At 40.4% G+C, this 15763-nt stretch carries 13 protein-coding genes and 1 pseudogene; 11 read left to right on the top strand and 3 right to left on the bottom strand.

What is annotated here, in order from left to right; translation table 11 throughout:
* Positions 1-69 precede the first annotated feature (69 nt).
* The 4 genes from ACOVQQ_RS08775 to dcm all read left to right on the top strand — a co-directional run bounded on the left by ACOVQQ_RS08775 (position 70) and on the right by dcm (position 5209).
* Complete coding sequence (locus ACOVQQ_RS08775; protein ID WP_421817867.1) at positions 70-1761, top strand: peptide MFS transporter; 1692 nt, start codon at positions 70-72, stop codon at positions 1759-1761.
* Positions 1762-1931: 170 nt separating this feature from the next.
* Positions 1932-3137, top strand: coding sequence for a diaminopimelate decarboxylase (gene lysA, locus ACOVQQ_RS08770; protein WP_421817865.1), 1206 nt, complete (start codon positions 1932-1934; stop codon positions 3135-3137).
* 430 nt (positions 3138-3567) lie between these two features.
* Positions 3568-3855 carry a DUF6471 domain-containing protein gene (locus tag ACOVQQ_RS08765; RefSeq protein WP_421817864.1) on the top strand — a complete coding sequence of 96 codons (288 nt, stop codon included), beginning with the start codon at positions 3568-3570 and terminating at the stop codon, positions 3853-3855.
* Positions 3845-5209, top strand: coding sequence for a DNA (cytosine-5-)-methyltransferase (dcm, locus tag ACOVQQ_RS08760; RefSeq protein WP_421817863.1), 1365 nt, complete (start codon positions 3845-3847; stop codon positions 5207-5209). The genes ACOVQQ_RS08765 and dcm overlap by 11 nt, the downstream gene beginning before the upstream one ends.
* Here the strand turns inward: dcm and ACOVQQ_RS08755 are convergent.
* Entirely contained in the window at positions 5170-5856 is a 687-nt protein-coding gene (locus ACOVQQ_RS08755) for an NgoBV family restriction endonuclease (RefSeq protein ID WP_421817862.1), read from the bottom strand. The two genes, dcm and ACOVQQ_RS08755, sit on opposite strands and share 40 nt — an antisense overlap.
* A gap of 288 nt (positions 5857-6144) precedes the next feature.
* Positions 6145-7395 (bottom strand): annotated as a pseudogene (locus ACOVQQ_RS08750) (ABC transporter permease).
* 119 nt (positions 7396-7514) lie between these two features.
* Between ACOVQQ_RS08750 and purH the strand changes: the two are divergent.
* From purH to ACOVQQ_RS08715, 7 genes are read left to right on the top strand one after another with little or no spacing between them, the layout of a single operon-like run.
* Positions 7515-9041 carry a bifunctional phosphoribosylaminoimidazolecarboxamide formyltransferase/IMP cyclohydrolase gene (gene purH, locus ACOVQQ_RS08745; protein ID WP_421817861.1) on the top strand — a complete coding sequence of 509 codons (1527 nt, stop codon included), beginning with the start codon at positions 7515-7517 and terminating at the stop codon, positions 9039-9041.
* A gap of 52 nt (positions 9042-9093) precedes the next feature.
* Positions 9094-10122: a rod shape-determining protein gene (locus ACOVQQ_RS08740; RefSeq protein ID WP_094485162.1), complete on the top strand. Its 1029-nt coding sequence runs from the start codon at positions 9094-9096 to the stop codon at positions 10120-10122.
* A gap of 55 nt (positions 10123-10177) precedes the next feature.
* A complete protein-coding gene (gene mreC, locus ACOVQQ_RS08735) occupies positions 10178-11011 on the top strand; it encodes a rod shape-determining protein MreC (RefSeq protein WP_421817860.1) in 834 nt (277 codons plus the stop codon).
* Entirely contained in the window at positions 11001-11507 is a 507-nt protein-coding gene (locus tag ACOVQQ_RS08730) for a rod shape-determining protein MreD (RefSeq protein WP_421817859.1), read from the top strand. Before mreC ends, ACOVQQ_RS08730 begins: the two co-directional genes overlap by 11 nt.
* Positions 11504-13408 carry a penicillin-binding protein 2 gene (gene mrdA, locus ACOVQQ_RS08725; protein ID WP_421817858.1) on the top strand — a complete coding sequence of 635 codons (1905 nt, stop codon included), beginning with the start codon at positions 11504-11506 and terminating at the stop codon, positions 13406-13408. Before ACOVQQ_RS08730 ends, mrdA begins: the two co-directional genes overlap by 4 nt.
* 1 nt (position 13409) lies before the next feature.
* On the top strand, positions 13410-14663 hold the full coding sequence (gene rodA / locus ACOVQQ_RS08720; RefSeq protein WP_094485158.1) for a rod shape-determining protein RodA: 1254 nt from the start codon (positions 13410-13412) through the stop codon (positions 14661-14663).
* Between the two features lie 12 nt (positions 14664-14675).
* Positions 14676-15227 (top strand): hypothetical protein, encoded by a 552-nt coding sequence (locus ACOVQQ_RS08715; protein WP_421817857.1) that lies wholly within the window; start codon positions 14676-14678, stop codon positions 15225-15227.
* Positions 15228-15446: 219 nt separating this feature from the next.
* Here ACOVQQ_RS08715 and ACOVQQ_RS08710 read toward each other — a convergent pair whose 3' ends face one another.
* Entirely contained in the window at positions 15447-15752 is a 306-nt protein-coding gene (locus ACOVQQ_RS08710; RefSeq protein ID WP_421817856.1) for a hypothetical protein, read from the bottom strand.
* Between the last annotated feature and the right edge of the window lie 11 nt (positions 15753-15763).

Genomic DNA, 15763 nt, shown 5'->3' with positions numbered 1-15763 from the left:
TACAGCTTTACAATAAAATGGCAGACTTTATTAAGAATAATCTTTAACCAACCAATTTACAATATGGAAATGACTAGTCAACAAAGCGCATCGAAACATCCAAAAGGTCTTTGGGTTCTGTTCGGTACCGAAATGTGGGAGCGCTTCAACTTTTATGGAATGCGTGCGATATTAACCTTATTTATGGTGAATTCGCTTATGATGAAAGAAGAAGATGCATCTATTATTTACGGCGGATTTCTCGGACTTTGCTATTTAACACCAATGCTTGGCGGATTTATTTCCGATCGCTTTTTTGGAAATAGAAATTGTATCATGCTTGGCGGAATAATGATGGCTATTGGGCAATTATTACTCTTCTTCAGTGCCAGCGTTTTTGATGCTAACTTAAGTTTGGCAAATACGTTGATGTGGACCGCTTTGGGAATAATTGTATTTGGAAATGGATTTTTTAAACCGAACATCTCGTCTATGGTTGGTAGCTTGTATCCGAAGCAAGAAAAATCGAAGCTAGATACTGCATTTACTATTTTTTATATGGGAATTAATATTGGCGCATTCCTTGGCCAGTTTATTTGTCCGCTGATTGGAGATGTAAAAGATAGTGGAGGAATTCGCGATGTTCATGCATTTAAGTGGGGATTTTTAGCTGCTTCTATTGCAATGATTTTAGGAACCGCAATTTTCTTTTTTCTAAAGAATAAATATGTTGTTACGCCAGAAGGTAAGCCTATCGGAGGGAAACCATCGGCTACGGATGCTGGAGATTATGAAGAAGGCGAATCTCAAAAAGCACAATTTTCAACTACGGCTATCCTAATTGCACTAAGTGTATTTGCTGCTGTTTTCTTTCTATTTTATTTCAATACAAATAGCGATAACATTGTAAAATTATACATCTATCCTTTTATTTACGGAAGCGGTGTAGCTCTTGCAACGTTAATACTTTTAGATAGTACTCTAACAAAAGTAGAGACTCAACGAATTTGGGTGATTTACATCATGTCGTTTTTTATCATCTTTTTCTGGGCCGCGTTTGAGCAAGCAGGTTCATCGTTAACTTTTATAGCTGATAACCAAACCGATAGAAATATTTTTGGTTGGGACATGCCTCCATCCATGGTCCAAATTTTTAATGGACTATTTGTCGTGATTTTTGCTTTCCCATTCAGTATTTTATGGGATAAATTGAGAGCAAAAAACATTGAGCCTTTGTCGACAGTAAAGCAATCCATCGGATTATTGCTCATTGCCGTTAGTTATTTCATCATTGCAAATAATGTAAAAGACTTAGGTAATTCAGGATTGTTGGCAATTAAGTGGTTGATTTTATTGTATTTGATTCAAACCTTTGCCGAATTGTGTTTATCTCCAATTGGATTGTCTTTGGTTGGAAAACTCGCACCGAAGCGATTTGCTTCCTTGGCATACGGCGTATTCTTCATTTCTAGTGCTGCTGGTTACGCGCTATCGGGAACTCTAGGATCTATTTTACCAGCAACGGGCGATAAATTTAAAAAGGCTACCGAATTGGGAATCGACTTGCAAGGAGTTTTAGATAAGTCGGTTACACCAACTGCAGAGCAGCTAAAATTATTAGAAGCTAATCAAATAAGTGCCGTATATCCGACTTTTGCTGGATTTGAGATTCAGAATTTATACGATTTCTTTATGGTGTTTGTCGTGCTTTGCGGACTTGCAGCCTTGTTATTGTTTTTACTAACGCCGGCCATCAAGAAAATGATGCACGGAGTTAGATAAGCGATATTTTTTACGCATCGAAAAAGCTGCCCTGCGCAGCTTTTTTGTTTTAAAAAGATTTCATTTTCTTGAATTTGTTTCAAAAAACACAATTTGTTTTAAAATGTTGTATTTTGTTGAAAAATTTGAAGAACTACTGTACTCCCTTACTTTTGCCAAAATTTTGATCTATGGAAAACCAGCAACTGCAACAAATTGCCGAACAATTCCCTTTGCCTGCCTATGTGTACGATAGCGACAAAATCGTAGCCCAATACAACCGCTTGCGAAACGCATTTTCGAAAATCGAACAATTGCGGATTAACTATGCTGTAAAAGCACTGTCGCATACAGCTATCATTAAATTGTTTAAGAATCTAGGTGCAGGTTTAGATACTGTTTCCATTCAAGAAGTGCAATTGGGTTTGTACGCCGGCATGCAACCCGAGCAGATTATCTATACACCCAACGGAGTTTCGCTGTCCGAAATCGAGCAAGCTGCCGCCTTAGGTGTTCAAATAAACATCGACAATTTGTCGATTCTCGAGCAGTTCGGAGCCAAGCATCCGCAACATCCGGTTTGCATCCGTATTAATCCGCATGTGATGGCTGGCGGTAACAGCAATATTTCCGTCGGACATATAGACAGTAAATTCGGTATTTCCATTCATCAGTTGCCGCATGTGTTGCGCATTGTGCAAAACACAGGTATGCACATTAACGGCGTGCACATGCATACCGGTTCGGATATACTCGACATTGAAGTTTTTCTATACGCTGCCGAGATTTTATTCGATACGGCAAAACATTTCCCAAATCTCGACTTCCTGGATTTCGGAAGCGGTTTTAAAGTGCCGTACAAAAAAGGAGATATCGAAACAGATATCGAAGAACTAGGTCGTAAGCTCAGCAAACGCTTTTTGCAATTTCAAAAGGAGTACGGAAAGCCGCTAACTTTAGCATTCGAACCCGGTAAGTTTCTCGTAAGCGAAGCGGGAACCTTTTTAACGCGCGTAAATGTGGTGAAACAAACCACATCAACCGTTTTTGCGAGCGTTGACAGCGGTTTTAATCATTTAATTCGGCCGATGCTTTACGGTTCGCAACACCACATTCGCAATATTTCTAATCCGAAAGGAAAGGAACGCTTTTATACCGTTGTGGGCTACATCTGCGAAACCGATACGTTTGCCACCAACCGCCGCATTAGCGAAATTCACGAAGGCGATGTTTTGGCTTTTCACAACGCGGGTGCGTACTGCTACAGCATGTCGTCGAACTACAACTCGCGGTACAAACCGGCGGAAATTTTGATACATAACGGGCAACCGCTCCTAATCACGAAACCAGAATCGTTCGACGATTTGATTCGAAATCAGATAGATATTGAGTTGTAGTTTATTAATGTAGGAAAATACATCGAAAAAACACCCAAAAAATACCTATAAGTAGGTATTAATTTGTCGGGAAATAGATAGATTTTTGAATTCCATTTTGTTTGTGGAACTACTTAAGTAGTATAGGGGTTAGGCCGCTTCGAAAGAGCGGCCTATTTTTTTGTGGTTTTGTGACTGTTTTTTAAAGCTGGAAATAACTTCGATTATGTTGTAGGTTGATAAAAATTTGACTCTGTTCGGGTCTTTTGATGCAGTTTCAACATATTTAAAGGTGAGGAATTTTCGTGATTAAATTCCACCTTATGCAAAGAATAATAATTTGGCTCTCTTTTTCTTTAATATATTTGTTAATAATGAATTTTTAATTTTGCTAAATTATTTGCATATATGATAAATTTAAGTGATTTTTGCAAAATCAAAGTTGTTTATTATGGTTAGTTGGAATGATAAAGTCAAGCGGCTTCTTAAATCAGAGCTTGTAAAACGCGGTGTGTCCAATGCTGACTTGGCTGTTATTTTGAATGAAATTGGTGTTCATGAAACTAAAGCGAGTATCGACAGCAAAATTAGTCGTGGAAGTTTTAGTGCCTGTTTTTTTATACAATGTCTTACGGCAATTGGTTGCTCAAAAATAGAAATTGAAGAGTATGAATCTTCAATGTTAATTGCAGCAGATCCAGGTGTAGAGTACGAAAAAAAGTTTAGCAATGGAAACTAAGAATATTAAATTCATCGATTTGTTTGCAGGTCTAGGAGGTATTAGACTTGGTTTTGAAAATGTCTTCAACAGTTTAGGATATAAAACAGAATGTGTTTTGACTTCTGAAATAAAACCACATGCAGTAAAAACATTGCAGCATAATTTCAAACATGATTTTTTGGCTGGTGATATTTTTAAAATTAATAATCAATTCATCCCTGATTTTGATTTTTTGCTAGGAGGGTTTCCTTGTCAACCTTTTAGTTCAGGAGGTAAACGACAAGGTTTTCTTGATACTAGAGGAACTCTATTCTTTGAAATTGAACGTATTTTAAGAGATAAGAAACCATATGGTTTTATTCTTGAAAATGTTGAAGGTCTTGTTAAACACGATTTGCAGCATAAGAATGATAAAATTGGTAGAACTCTACGGACAATTTTACATACTCTAGAAAATGATCTAGGATACAAAGTTTCTTGGCGCGTTTTTGATTCTATTGATTTTGGTTTACCACAGTCTCGGAAGCGTATTTTTATTGTTGGGACAAGAGACGAAAAAGTTGATTTAAATGGCAATGAACCTAAGTTTGCAAAACTTGAGAGTATTCTCGAAAAGGGGCTTGAACCTTTGAAATCTAACTTTGTAGATAAATTATTATCGCATTTCGAAATTCAAGATTTGTTTGGTAAGTCTATTAAAGACAAACGTGGAGGAGACAATAATATACACAGCTGGGATATTGGGATCAAAGGAGAGGTTTCAGATGAGCAGTGTAAACTGCTAAATAAGTTGTTCAAGGAAAGAAGAAAAAAGCAATGGGCTGTGGAAATTGGTATTGATTGGATGGACGGAATGGCTTTAACACTGGAACAAATTGCAACTTTCATAGATAAACCTAAAAACGAACTAGAGTTAATGCTAAATGACTTGGTTAATAAAGGTTATTTAAAGTTTGAACATCCTAAAAAATTAGTCAAAGAACAAACTCTAAATGGAATTAAATCATTTCGTGAGTACGATGAAACAAAACCAAAGGGTTACAATATTGTAACTGGAAAATTGAGCTTTGAAATCAATAAAATACTTGACCCAAATGACATTGCCCCAACATTAGTTGCTACGGATGTATCTCGCTTAGCTGTCCCAGATGGAAACGGCTTAAGACGTTTAACTATAAGAGAAGGACTACGCTTATTTGGTTATCCTGAATGGTACGAAATACCAGCAAAAGAGTACGATGCTTTTGATCTTTTAGGTAACACTGTTGCAGTACCTGTTGTTGAATTTGTCGCTTCAAGAATTTCTGAAGTAATGTCTTTCGAAAGAATAAGTCACTTGACTGCCATCGATACTCCTGTGTGTGCTTCGTAATTCTTTAGAACATTTTTGAGCCAATGTCCATTTCCGTGTCTGGTTTGTGGATATAGGTATCTCGTTTCATTTAATGCCGAAAGAAATTCTTCTTTTGATATAAAAGGTTTATAATTAGTTCTTTCCGAATACCAAGTTCCGGGTCTTAAATTATAGATAACTTGTTTCTTTTCTTGAACTTTTATTGGATATGTTCCACTAGGACAGGACAATTGCCAAATCTTTTTAAGCCATACATTTTTAATGGTGATTTCGCTGCCTTCCATTTGGTAGGCGAAAATCAAATAATCAGAATCTATACGGTATGAATTTTCAAGTAAGGAATTACAATATGAATCAAAATTAGCAAGGTCGAAACCTGGTCCACGATCCCAATCGAACGATTTTACTTCCAAAAGTCCTCTCCTTTTGTTTTCTTTGTCTAAATAAAAGTCGGGGAAGGATTGTGAATTTGTATTTTCTTCAAAATCAATATTTTCTTTTCTCATCCACGCTTTCAGCCATTCTTGTAGTAGATTTCCAACTGTGTCCTTTGTCTCAACTGAAATTGTTAAGTTTTTAAGTGAGAAATTAATAACTGCTTTTTCTCCGATAATTTTATGTTCTTCGACAAGTTTTTTATAAAGTTGTTCTCCCGTCACTTTCATTTGATTTTCTAAAGTTGCTAATTTATCGTTTTATTTTGAGTTATTGTTAAACGATGAGCATACCTGTTATCAATGGAAGCTTCTCGTTTCGCAAAAGCGATTGCAAAAGCAAGCGTACGAACTTAAAAGCGTACAACAGCAGGCAGGCTTTAAGCGACCAACGGAAGCTGAAAGACGCGTAGTTGTTGTAGCTTTTTAGAAGTACCTTGACTTGGAAAGCGCGGTGGCCGGCACCTTAATTCAACTAAAAGCGCGCCGGCCAGTTGCCCAAAAAATCATAAAATTAGTTTACATGCCGCTTCGAATGGCTTCGACAGGATCGAGTCGCGATGCCGTAAATGCCGGTACAATACCTGCGATTAGTCCGATAATAATGGCAAGCGAAGTTCCCAGAATTACGTTTCCGAAGCTTAGAACAAATTCGAAATCGGCCACGTTCGACATAACAATGGTGATGATCTAAACTAAAATTAGACCAACAGCACCGCCAAACAAACACAAAATGATGGCTTCGAATAGAAATTGAAACAAGATGAATTTGTTTTTTGCGCCTAGTGATTTTTGGATGCCAATGAGGTTGGTGCGTTCTTTAACCGATACGAACATGATGTTTGCAATACCGAAACCGCCTACGAGCAACGAGAAGCCAGCGATGAGCCAGCCGCCTAAGTTAAGCATGGCTATAATGCCGTCGAGTAAATCGGTGAATCCGGCTAAGATGTTGATGAAGAAATTATTGATATCGCCGTCTTTCAATCCGCGGTAGTTACGCAATTTCATACCCAATTCTTCTTTAAACGCATCGATATCAAGGCCTTTATTGGGTTTTACGATAATAACGTTGGTTTGCCAAGTACCGGAATCGCCGTAAAAGCGTCGGATAAAATTCACAGGAATAAACGCTGAGCTGTCGTTGCTATCGCCAAACATACCTGCGCCTTGTTTTTTCAGAACGCCAATAACCATAAAACGCTGGCCGTACATTCGGATTTCCTTACCTACTGCATCGGGCGTATCGAATAGCGATTGTGCAATTTCTTCGCCAATTACCACCACGCGTGCGCCGGAATTAGACTCGGCTTCATTGTAGAAACGCCCAGAGGAAAATTCGAGATTTTGGATATCGATAAATTCGTGCGAAACCGGAACAATGTTTACTGAACTTACTTGTTTGTTTTCGAATTTAAGCGTTTGGCGGCCGGTAAAAACCTGAAAAGCCATGAGGGCTTCGTCGGCTAAGGCTGATTTTAGATACGTGTATTCGTCGTATTTTACGTTTGGAAACTGATCGCGTTTCCATTCGGGAATGTCGGAAGGTCCGAAAGAAAACCGCAACAGGTAAATGGTATTTTTATCTAAGGCGCTGAGGTCTTTTTTGATTTTTCGATCGAGCGAATCGACTGCCGCCAAAACCGCAATAATTGAGAAGATACCAATGGTGACGCCCAATAGCGACAAAAACGTACGCAGTTTATTGTTCACCAGTGCACTCACGGCAAACGAAAAACTCTCTTTAATTAAACGCAGGTAAACAATCATATGTAAAGGTAGGCATTAGCGTATTTTTTATTGGAGTACTTTTTTAAAAAATTGTTACAGTTTGCTTCCATATTTTGAACTTCAAAAAGTACTTTTGCAGCTTTTAACACAACACACACATGTCGACTACAAAAATCATCAAAACAGCACTTATTTCGGTGTATTCGAAAGAGGGCTTGGCACCGTTAATTCACGAATTGGCGGCAAACAATGTTTCTTTTTTATCAACGGGAGGAACGCAGCAATTTATTGAGCAATTGGGTTATTCGGTAACTCCTGTTGAAGCCGTAACGGGTTATCCGTCTATTTTAGGCGGACGCGTTAAAACCTTGCATCCGAAAGTTTTTGGAGGTATTCTCAACAGATCGGAAGTTGCTTCGGATCGCGAAGAAATGGAGCAACACGACATTCCGCAGATTGATTTAGTGATTGTGGATTTATACCCGTTTGAAGATACGGTTGCCTCGGGGGCCTCGGAGGCAGATATCATCGAGAAAATCGACATAGGTGGCATTTCGTTGATTCGCGCGGGAGCCAAGAATTTTGCCGATACGGTTATTGTTTCAAATATGAGTCAGTATCCGGTTTTGCTTGATTTGGTGATAAGTCAGCAGGGAGCAACCGAGCTGGAGCAGCGCAAGAACTTTGCTTTGGAAGCTTTTCGAGTAACCTCGCATTACGACACAGCGATAGCAAATTATTTTTCGGGTGCTGCAGATCGTTTACAAGTGGCGTTCGACCATAAAATGCCGTTGCGATATGGCGAGAATCCGCACCAACAAGGAAGTTTCTACGGAAATTTCGATGCTTTGTTTACAAAGTTGAATGGTAAAGAATTGTCGTATAACAATTTACTCGACGTTGATGCTGCTGTGAATTTGATTGAAGAATTTAAAGCAGATAAGCCAACGTTTGCCATTCTTAAACACAATAATGCCTGCGGAATTGCCACTGCTGCAACGATATACGATGCGTATGTTACGGCTTTAGCTTGCGATCCGACGTCGGCTTTCGGCGGTGTGCTTATCGCGAATACAACAATTGATGAAGCTACGGCGCACGAAATCAATAAACTGTTTTGCGAAGTGGTGATTGCTCCTGCCTATGAAGGCGAAGCGGTTGCAGTTTTGAGTGAAAAGAAAAACCGTATTGTTTTGGTTCAGAAGCCGGAAGAATTGGCACAAGTGCAATACCGCACAGCTTTAAACGGCTTGTTGGTTCAAGATCGAAACAATAAAACGGATCAGGCTTCCGATTTGCAAGTGGTAACAAATGTTTCGCCAACTCAGGAACAAATAGACGATTTACTTTTTGCGTCTAAGATTTGTAAGAATACCAAATCGAATACAATTGTATTGGCTAAGAACGGCGTTTTACTGGCGTCGGGTACCGGACAAACTTCGCGCGTTGACGCGTTAAAGCAAGCTATTGAGAAAGCACAAACTTTCGGGTTTTCGCTGCAAGGTGCTGTTATGGCGAGCGATGCTTTTTTCCCGTTTCCCGATTGCGTAGAGATTGCAAATCAGGCGGGAATTACTGCGGTTATTCAACCTGGAGGTAGTATTAAAGATCAATTGAGCATCGATTATTGCAATAGTCAAAATATGACAATGGTATTTACGGGTACACGTCATTTCAAACATTAATTTGTATACCTTTGCTCGTTAAAAAACTGTAATTTAATCCTTATTATTTCCTATGGGATTTTTCGATTTCATGACCGAGGACATTGCGATAGACCTTGGTACTGCCAACACCCTGATTATTCATAACGACAAAGTTGTAATTGACAGTCCGTCTATTGTAGCACGCGATCGTATTTCTGGGAAAATCATTGCCGTTGGTAAAGAAGCCAACCTCATGCAGGGAAAAACCCACGAGAACATCAAGACGATTCGTCCGTTGAAAGACGGTGTTATTGCTGATTTCGATGCCTCGGAAAAAATGATCAGTATGTTTATCAAGAGCATACCGGCATTGAAAAAGAAAATGTTTACACCTGCCTTGCGAATGGTTGTGTGTATTCCGTCGGGAATTACAGAAGTGGAAATGCGTGCCGTAAAAGAATCTTGCGAACGCGTGAACGGAAAAGAAGTGTATTTGATTCACGAGCCTATGGCTGCGGCAATTGGTATCGGAGTGGATATCATGCAGCCAAAAGGAAATATGATAGTCGATATCGGTGGTGGAACAACTGAGATTGCAGTTATCGCTCTCGGCGGAATTGTATGTGATAAGTCGGTTAAAATTGCCGGCGACGTTTTCACCAACGATATCGTGTACTACATGCGTACTCAACACAACTTATTTGTGGGAGAAAGTACCGCAGAGAAAATTAAAATTGAAATCGGTGCTGCCGTAGAAGATTTAGAATCGCCACCAGACGATATGTCGGTTCAAGGACGCGATTTGCTTACAGGCAAGCCAAAGCAAGTTGAAGTTTCGTACCGCGAAATTGCTAAAGCACTCGACAAGTCTATACAGCGAATTGAAGATGCTGTTATGGAAACGCTTTCGCAGACGCCGCCTGAATTAGCAGCCGATATTTACAACACCGGTATTTATTTAGCGGGTGGTGGTTCGATGTTACGCGGACTCGACAAGCGTATTTCTCAAAAAACCGATTTGCCTGTTTACATCGCCGAAGATCCACTACGCGCCGTTGTTCGTGGAACGGGTATGGCTTTGAAAAACATCAATAAATTTAGAAGTATCCTGATTAAGTAATTCGGAACTTCTCAATAAAGCAACCGATTTATCAGACTAGCGTCAACAGACACTTATGCAGCAGATATTGAATTTTATCCTTAAAAACAGCCATAAGTTGCTGTTTTTGCTGCTTTTGATAATAGCGCTGTCTCTTACTATTCAGGCACATTCCTATCACAAAAGTAAAGTCATTAGTTCTGCAAATTTCTTGGCGGGCGGTGTTTACGAGCAAATGAATGCCGTGAGCGAGTATTTTAGTTTGAAAGAACGTAACCAAGAACTTGCTATTGAAAATGCGCGACTTAAATCTTTACTTTTTAATTCTGCCGACACCGCAGCACTAAAACTACCCGATACGATTAAAGGCGTTAAGAAAGTGAATGTCATTTTATCGAAAGTGATTCACAATTCCTTCAACGTGCCTGAAAATTATTTGACACTTAATTCGGGCAGCAAGCAAGGAGTTAAAAGCGATATGGGTGTGATAAACGATCTCGGAATTGTAGGTATCGTTGAAAAAGTGAGTCCGAATTACGCCACTGTACAAAGTGTCTTGAACATCAAGTCGAAAATTAACGCCAAATTCAAGAAGTCCGATCATTTTGGCACCTTAATTTGGAACGGCAAAAACACCGGATATGCCCAATTAATCGACGTGCCACGCTTGGCGCAGATTAAAAAAGGCGATACAATTGTAACGGGTGCCGACTCGAAAATTTTCCCAGAAAATATTGGTATTGGAACGATTTACAAGATTTATATCGACGATCAAACCAACTATTACACACTCGACGTGAAGCTCTTTAACGACATGACGAGCTTAGGTCACGTGTACATCATTAAAACCAAAGACCGCGAGGAGATTTTACAAATAGAGCAAGAAACAGCGCAGCCAAATGAACAGTAATGTTTTATTCAATACGGCCCGATTTATCTTGCTGCTTGCGGCACAAATCCTCATTTTTAACAACATTCAGTTTTGGGGCTATCTCAACCCGTATCCGTATGTGTTGTTTATTTTGCTTTATCCGGTAAACGGCAACAAAAACAGCTTGTTAGCAGCGAGTTTTTTACTCGGTTTACTGATCGATATGTTTGCTAATTCCGGAGGCGTTCATGCGGCAGCGTCGGTTACTTTAGCCTATGTCCGACCCGCTTTTTTTCGATTTGCCTTTGGTGTTTCGTACGAATATCAAACCATTAAAATCAACGATCGCCTTACCCCAGAACGCTTCTCGTTTATTTTAGTTTCGGTGATGACGCACCACCTAATTTTATTCGTTTTAGAGACTTTCCGTTTCAGTTTCTTTTGGGATATCTTACTGCGAACGCTATTCTCTACTTTGTTTACTATTGTACTTTGTATCATCATTATTCACTTATTTAAGCCGTCTAAAAGATGAGAAAGGTATTGTTGCCCACCATAATTATCATATCAGTTATTCTGATCGTGATGCGACTCTTCTATCTGCAGATTATCGACGATGAGCTTAAGCTTAAAGCAGAAAACAACGCTATTGAAATTATTTACGAATATCCGGAACGCGGGTACATTTACGACCGAAACGGAAAGCTACTGGTAGCCAACCAGCCCTCGTACGACATTATGGTTACGCCGCGTGAAGTAAAAAATATCGACACAACCGAGTTTTGCGATTTATTGAACATCACCAAGGAAGATTTCATAAAAAAAATGGAAAAAGCTAAGGTGTATAGTCCGCGGCTCCCGTCGGTTTTCTTATCGCAACTAAACAAGAAAGAATACGCTGGTTTTCAAGAAAAGCAACGAAAGTTTCAAGGTTTTGAAATTGTAAAACGTTCCCTACGCGATTACCAAGTGAAAGTGGCTGCAAATGTTTTTGGTTCCATAACACAAGTAAATCAGCGTACGATTGATAAAAATCCGTACTACCAATCTGGTGATCTGATCGGTGTTCAAGGTGTGGAGCAAAGTTACGAGGAAGTATTGCGCGGCGTAAAAGGTGTGAAGTATCGTCAGAAAGATAAATTTAACCGCGATATCGGTTCGTACAAGCAAGGAAAATTCGACGTAAAAGCCGTGCGAGGCGAAGACATTACCCTAACTATCGATGCCGAATTACAACAATACGGCGAAGAACTTATGGTAAACAAACGCGGCGGAATTGTTGCCCTAGATCCGAAAACCGGACAGATTTTAGCGTTGGTAACCGCACCGTCTTACGATCCGTCGATTCTGGTTGGTCGTCAGCGCTCTAAAAACTACACCAAACTCTACCGCGATTCGATAGCACAGCCTTTATTCGACCGCGGATTACTCGCACAATACGCGCCAGGTTCGCCATTTAAAATCGTTACCGGTTTAATTGCGCTACAAGAAGGTGTAATCGACGAGAATACAACCGTTATGTGTCACCACGGTTTCAGTTACGCGCGCGGGCGGTTTATGCGTTGCCACGGCTTCGGGCCGCACCAATTACACAACGGGATCTACAATTCGTGCAACGCCTATTTCGGAACGGTGTACATGCGAACCATCAACAAATATTTAAAGCCACCACAGGCTGTTGATATCTGGGCAAAACACGCCAAAAGCTTTGGTTTGGGCGATTTTATGGGTTACGATCTTCCAACAGGAAAACGCGGACTGATTCCGACTTCAAAAACCTACAAAATTATCTATCCCAACGGTGGCTGGCGTTCTACAGCAATCGTTTCAAACGCTATTGGGCAAGGCGAAGTGCTCGCAACACCGATACAGCTAGCAAACATGATTGCAACCGTTGCAAATCGCGGCTATTATTACACACCGCACATCATTAAGTACATAAAAGGCGGTAAAATCGATCCTAAGTTTCGCGAAAAGCATACTACCACAATCGATCGTAAATATTTTGCACCCGTAATTCGCGGCTTGCACGCCGTGTACACGAACGGAACCGCAAGTCATTTGCAAATTGATGGCATTAACATCTGTGGAAAAACCGGGACTGCTGAAAACTTTGCACGAATAGGAGGCAAGAAAGTACAGTTGAAAGACCACTCGATTTTTGTAGCGTTTGCACCGATGGAAAATCCTAAAATTGCATTGGCCGTATTTGTTGAAAATGGCGGATTTGGTGCGACCATCGCCGGACCTATTGCTACACTGATGATCGAGAAATACGTGCGCAAGAAAATTACGCGTACCGATTTGGAGAAGTTTATCCTAAACAAAAGTTTGGAAGCCGAGTACAACCGCTACACCAAAAAAACAAACGACTCGCTATATAACAATCGTGAAATTAAACCCGTGGGCGATACCATAGGTAAATTGGAACTCTGATATGAAGAATCAAAGTACTAGAGATCACATCGATTGGGTAACAGTTACCCTGTATAGCCTTTTGGTATTATTGGGTTGGTGCAACATTTTTTCGTCGAGTTTTCCTGAGGGTGAATTCTCGTTCTTCGATTTGTCGCAGTTTTTCACCAAGCAGTTTGTGAATATACTCCTTGCAATTCCGCTGATCATTATTGTTTTATCCTTGGATAGTAAAGTGTACGAGAAGTTTTCCGTTGTTTTTTACATCATCACTTTATTCCTTTTAGCGGGCTTGTTTGTCTTTGGCAAAACCGTGAACGGGCAAACCAACTGGTACGCCATAGGAGGCTTTAGCTTGCAACCCGCCGAATTTGCCAAAGTAGGTTGTGCACTAGCACTTTCTAAGTTTTTAAGCGATGTGCAAGTGAATCTGCGCGATTCGGCACGACAGTTCCAAGCCTTTGGAATTATCTTGCTGCCTATCATACTTATTGCGCCACACGACCCGGGAAGTGCTTTAATATTCACAATGCTAATTCTAGTCATGTACCGTGAAGGCTTGCCCTCTTGGTATTTGTGGACAGGCTTTATCGCCATCATCATCTTTGTACTTTGCCTGCTTTTTGATCCCATTTACATCATCGCAGCTGCAGCAATCATCATTATTTTAACGTATTACCGAAGCCGAATTGCCAATCGAAATATTCTCGCAAGTGCATCGGCATTTGTGATTATTGTACTGTTTACGTTCTCGGTAAATTACGTATTTAACGACGTCTTTCAGCAACACCACCGCGATCGTTTTAATATTTTACTCGGCAAGGAAGTCGACCTTCGCGGAATCGGATATAACATCAACCAATCGAAAATTGCTATTGGTTCGGGCGGTTGGTTCGGAAAAGGCTTTTTAGAAGGAACACAAACTAAAGGCGGTTTTGTGCCGGAACAACACAGCGATTACATTTTTACCACGATCGGCGAAGAGTGGGGTTTTCTCGGATCGCTACTCGTTATTGGCTTGTTCGTTGGACTCATGTTTCGAATTTTATACCTCGCCGAAAGACAAAAAACCAAGTTCAGTAGGGTGTACGGCTACTGCGTCGTTTCGATACTATTTATACATTTCTTTGTTAATATTGCCATGGTTCTCGGACTCTTCCCAACCATTGGCGTACCTTTACCTATGATCTCGTACGGAGGTTCTAGCTTGTGGGGCTTTAGCATTCTAATTTTTATCTTTGTAAAAATGGATGCCAACAAAGTCAACGAGTGGTAAAAATTTAAAGCTATGAAAAAGATTTTATTTACGGCCTTGTTCCTAACGGGAGCATTTGCCAACGCACAACAATACGGCGGTTCTTCGCCGGTAGATTCGCTCTCGGTACAACGCGATTCTACGATGGTACTCAAAGAAAATTACAACCTGATTAATACCGAAGCGGCACTCGAAGCTCAAAAACGTGCCGAGGAAGCTCGTAAAGAAGCCGAGAAAGCGCAAGAGCGTGCTGAAAAGGCACAACGCGAAACCGAGAAAAATCTGAAGAAAATTGCTAAAGAACAGCGTAAGACCGAAAAAGCACAAAGAGCGTTGGAAAAACGCCAGAATAAGATTGCAACGGCTGAAAACGACATCCGGAAAATAAATCGACGTATCGAAAACGAGCAGGAAGATTTGGCTAAACTCGAAGAAAAGCTGCAACGTGTACGCGAGAAAAGCAACTCGTCGAACGAAGACGTTTTGAAAATGGAGCAAAAACGCAACAAACAGCAAATTCGCGTTAACGATCTGAAAATTAAACTCGAAAAGAAAGAGAAAAGCTTACGTAAGCTCCGCGATTAATTAATGCTTTTTTTTGTAGTTGGGCGTGCCCCCGCTATTTAGTGGAAATACATACAGCGGGGTCGGTTGCGCTGCTGCAATAGTAAAATCGCCAGTGCTTTGCTACTCTTTTTTTACAAATGGGCTTCCGTTGGTCGCCAGTTGTAAAAAGTAGCAATAGCGCTGGCGGTTTTTCTATTTTCGCGTTGCCACCTCACGCGGGCAATCATTGTCCTGAAATCAGTTTCCGGCGAATGGCGAGTTGAAAATACCTACGGCAAGTTCCGCCCATATCAGTATAAACACGATTAGTACAATGAATCCCACTAGTATTCGTTGCGCTTTTTTGTGAACGAAACGGTACAAGATTTCAAGAAAAAGCCAGAAGCCGAGAAGTATGCCAGCCATGGCGAGGAAATCGGCTGGAGTCCAGTAAATTTCTTCGGTAAATTGCATTAGAATGAGCGGTAAACACAAAAACGCAACGATAAGTACAATGATAGAGAACGCGCGTTTTGGGAAACTCATTTGAGGTGCTTTATTCATGATGATTTTTG

The sequence above is a fragment of the Flavobacterium sp. genome (genome assembly GCF_049240005.1).
Taxonomy (GTDB): Bacteria; Bacteroidota; Bacteroidia; order Flavobacteriales; family Flavobacteriaceae; genus Flavobacterium.
Note: the sequence above shows the minus strand (reverse complement) of the source record. Positions and strands in the feature narration are given on the sequence as shown.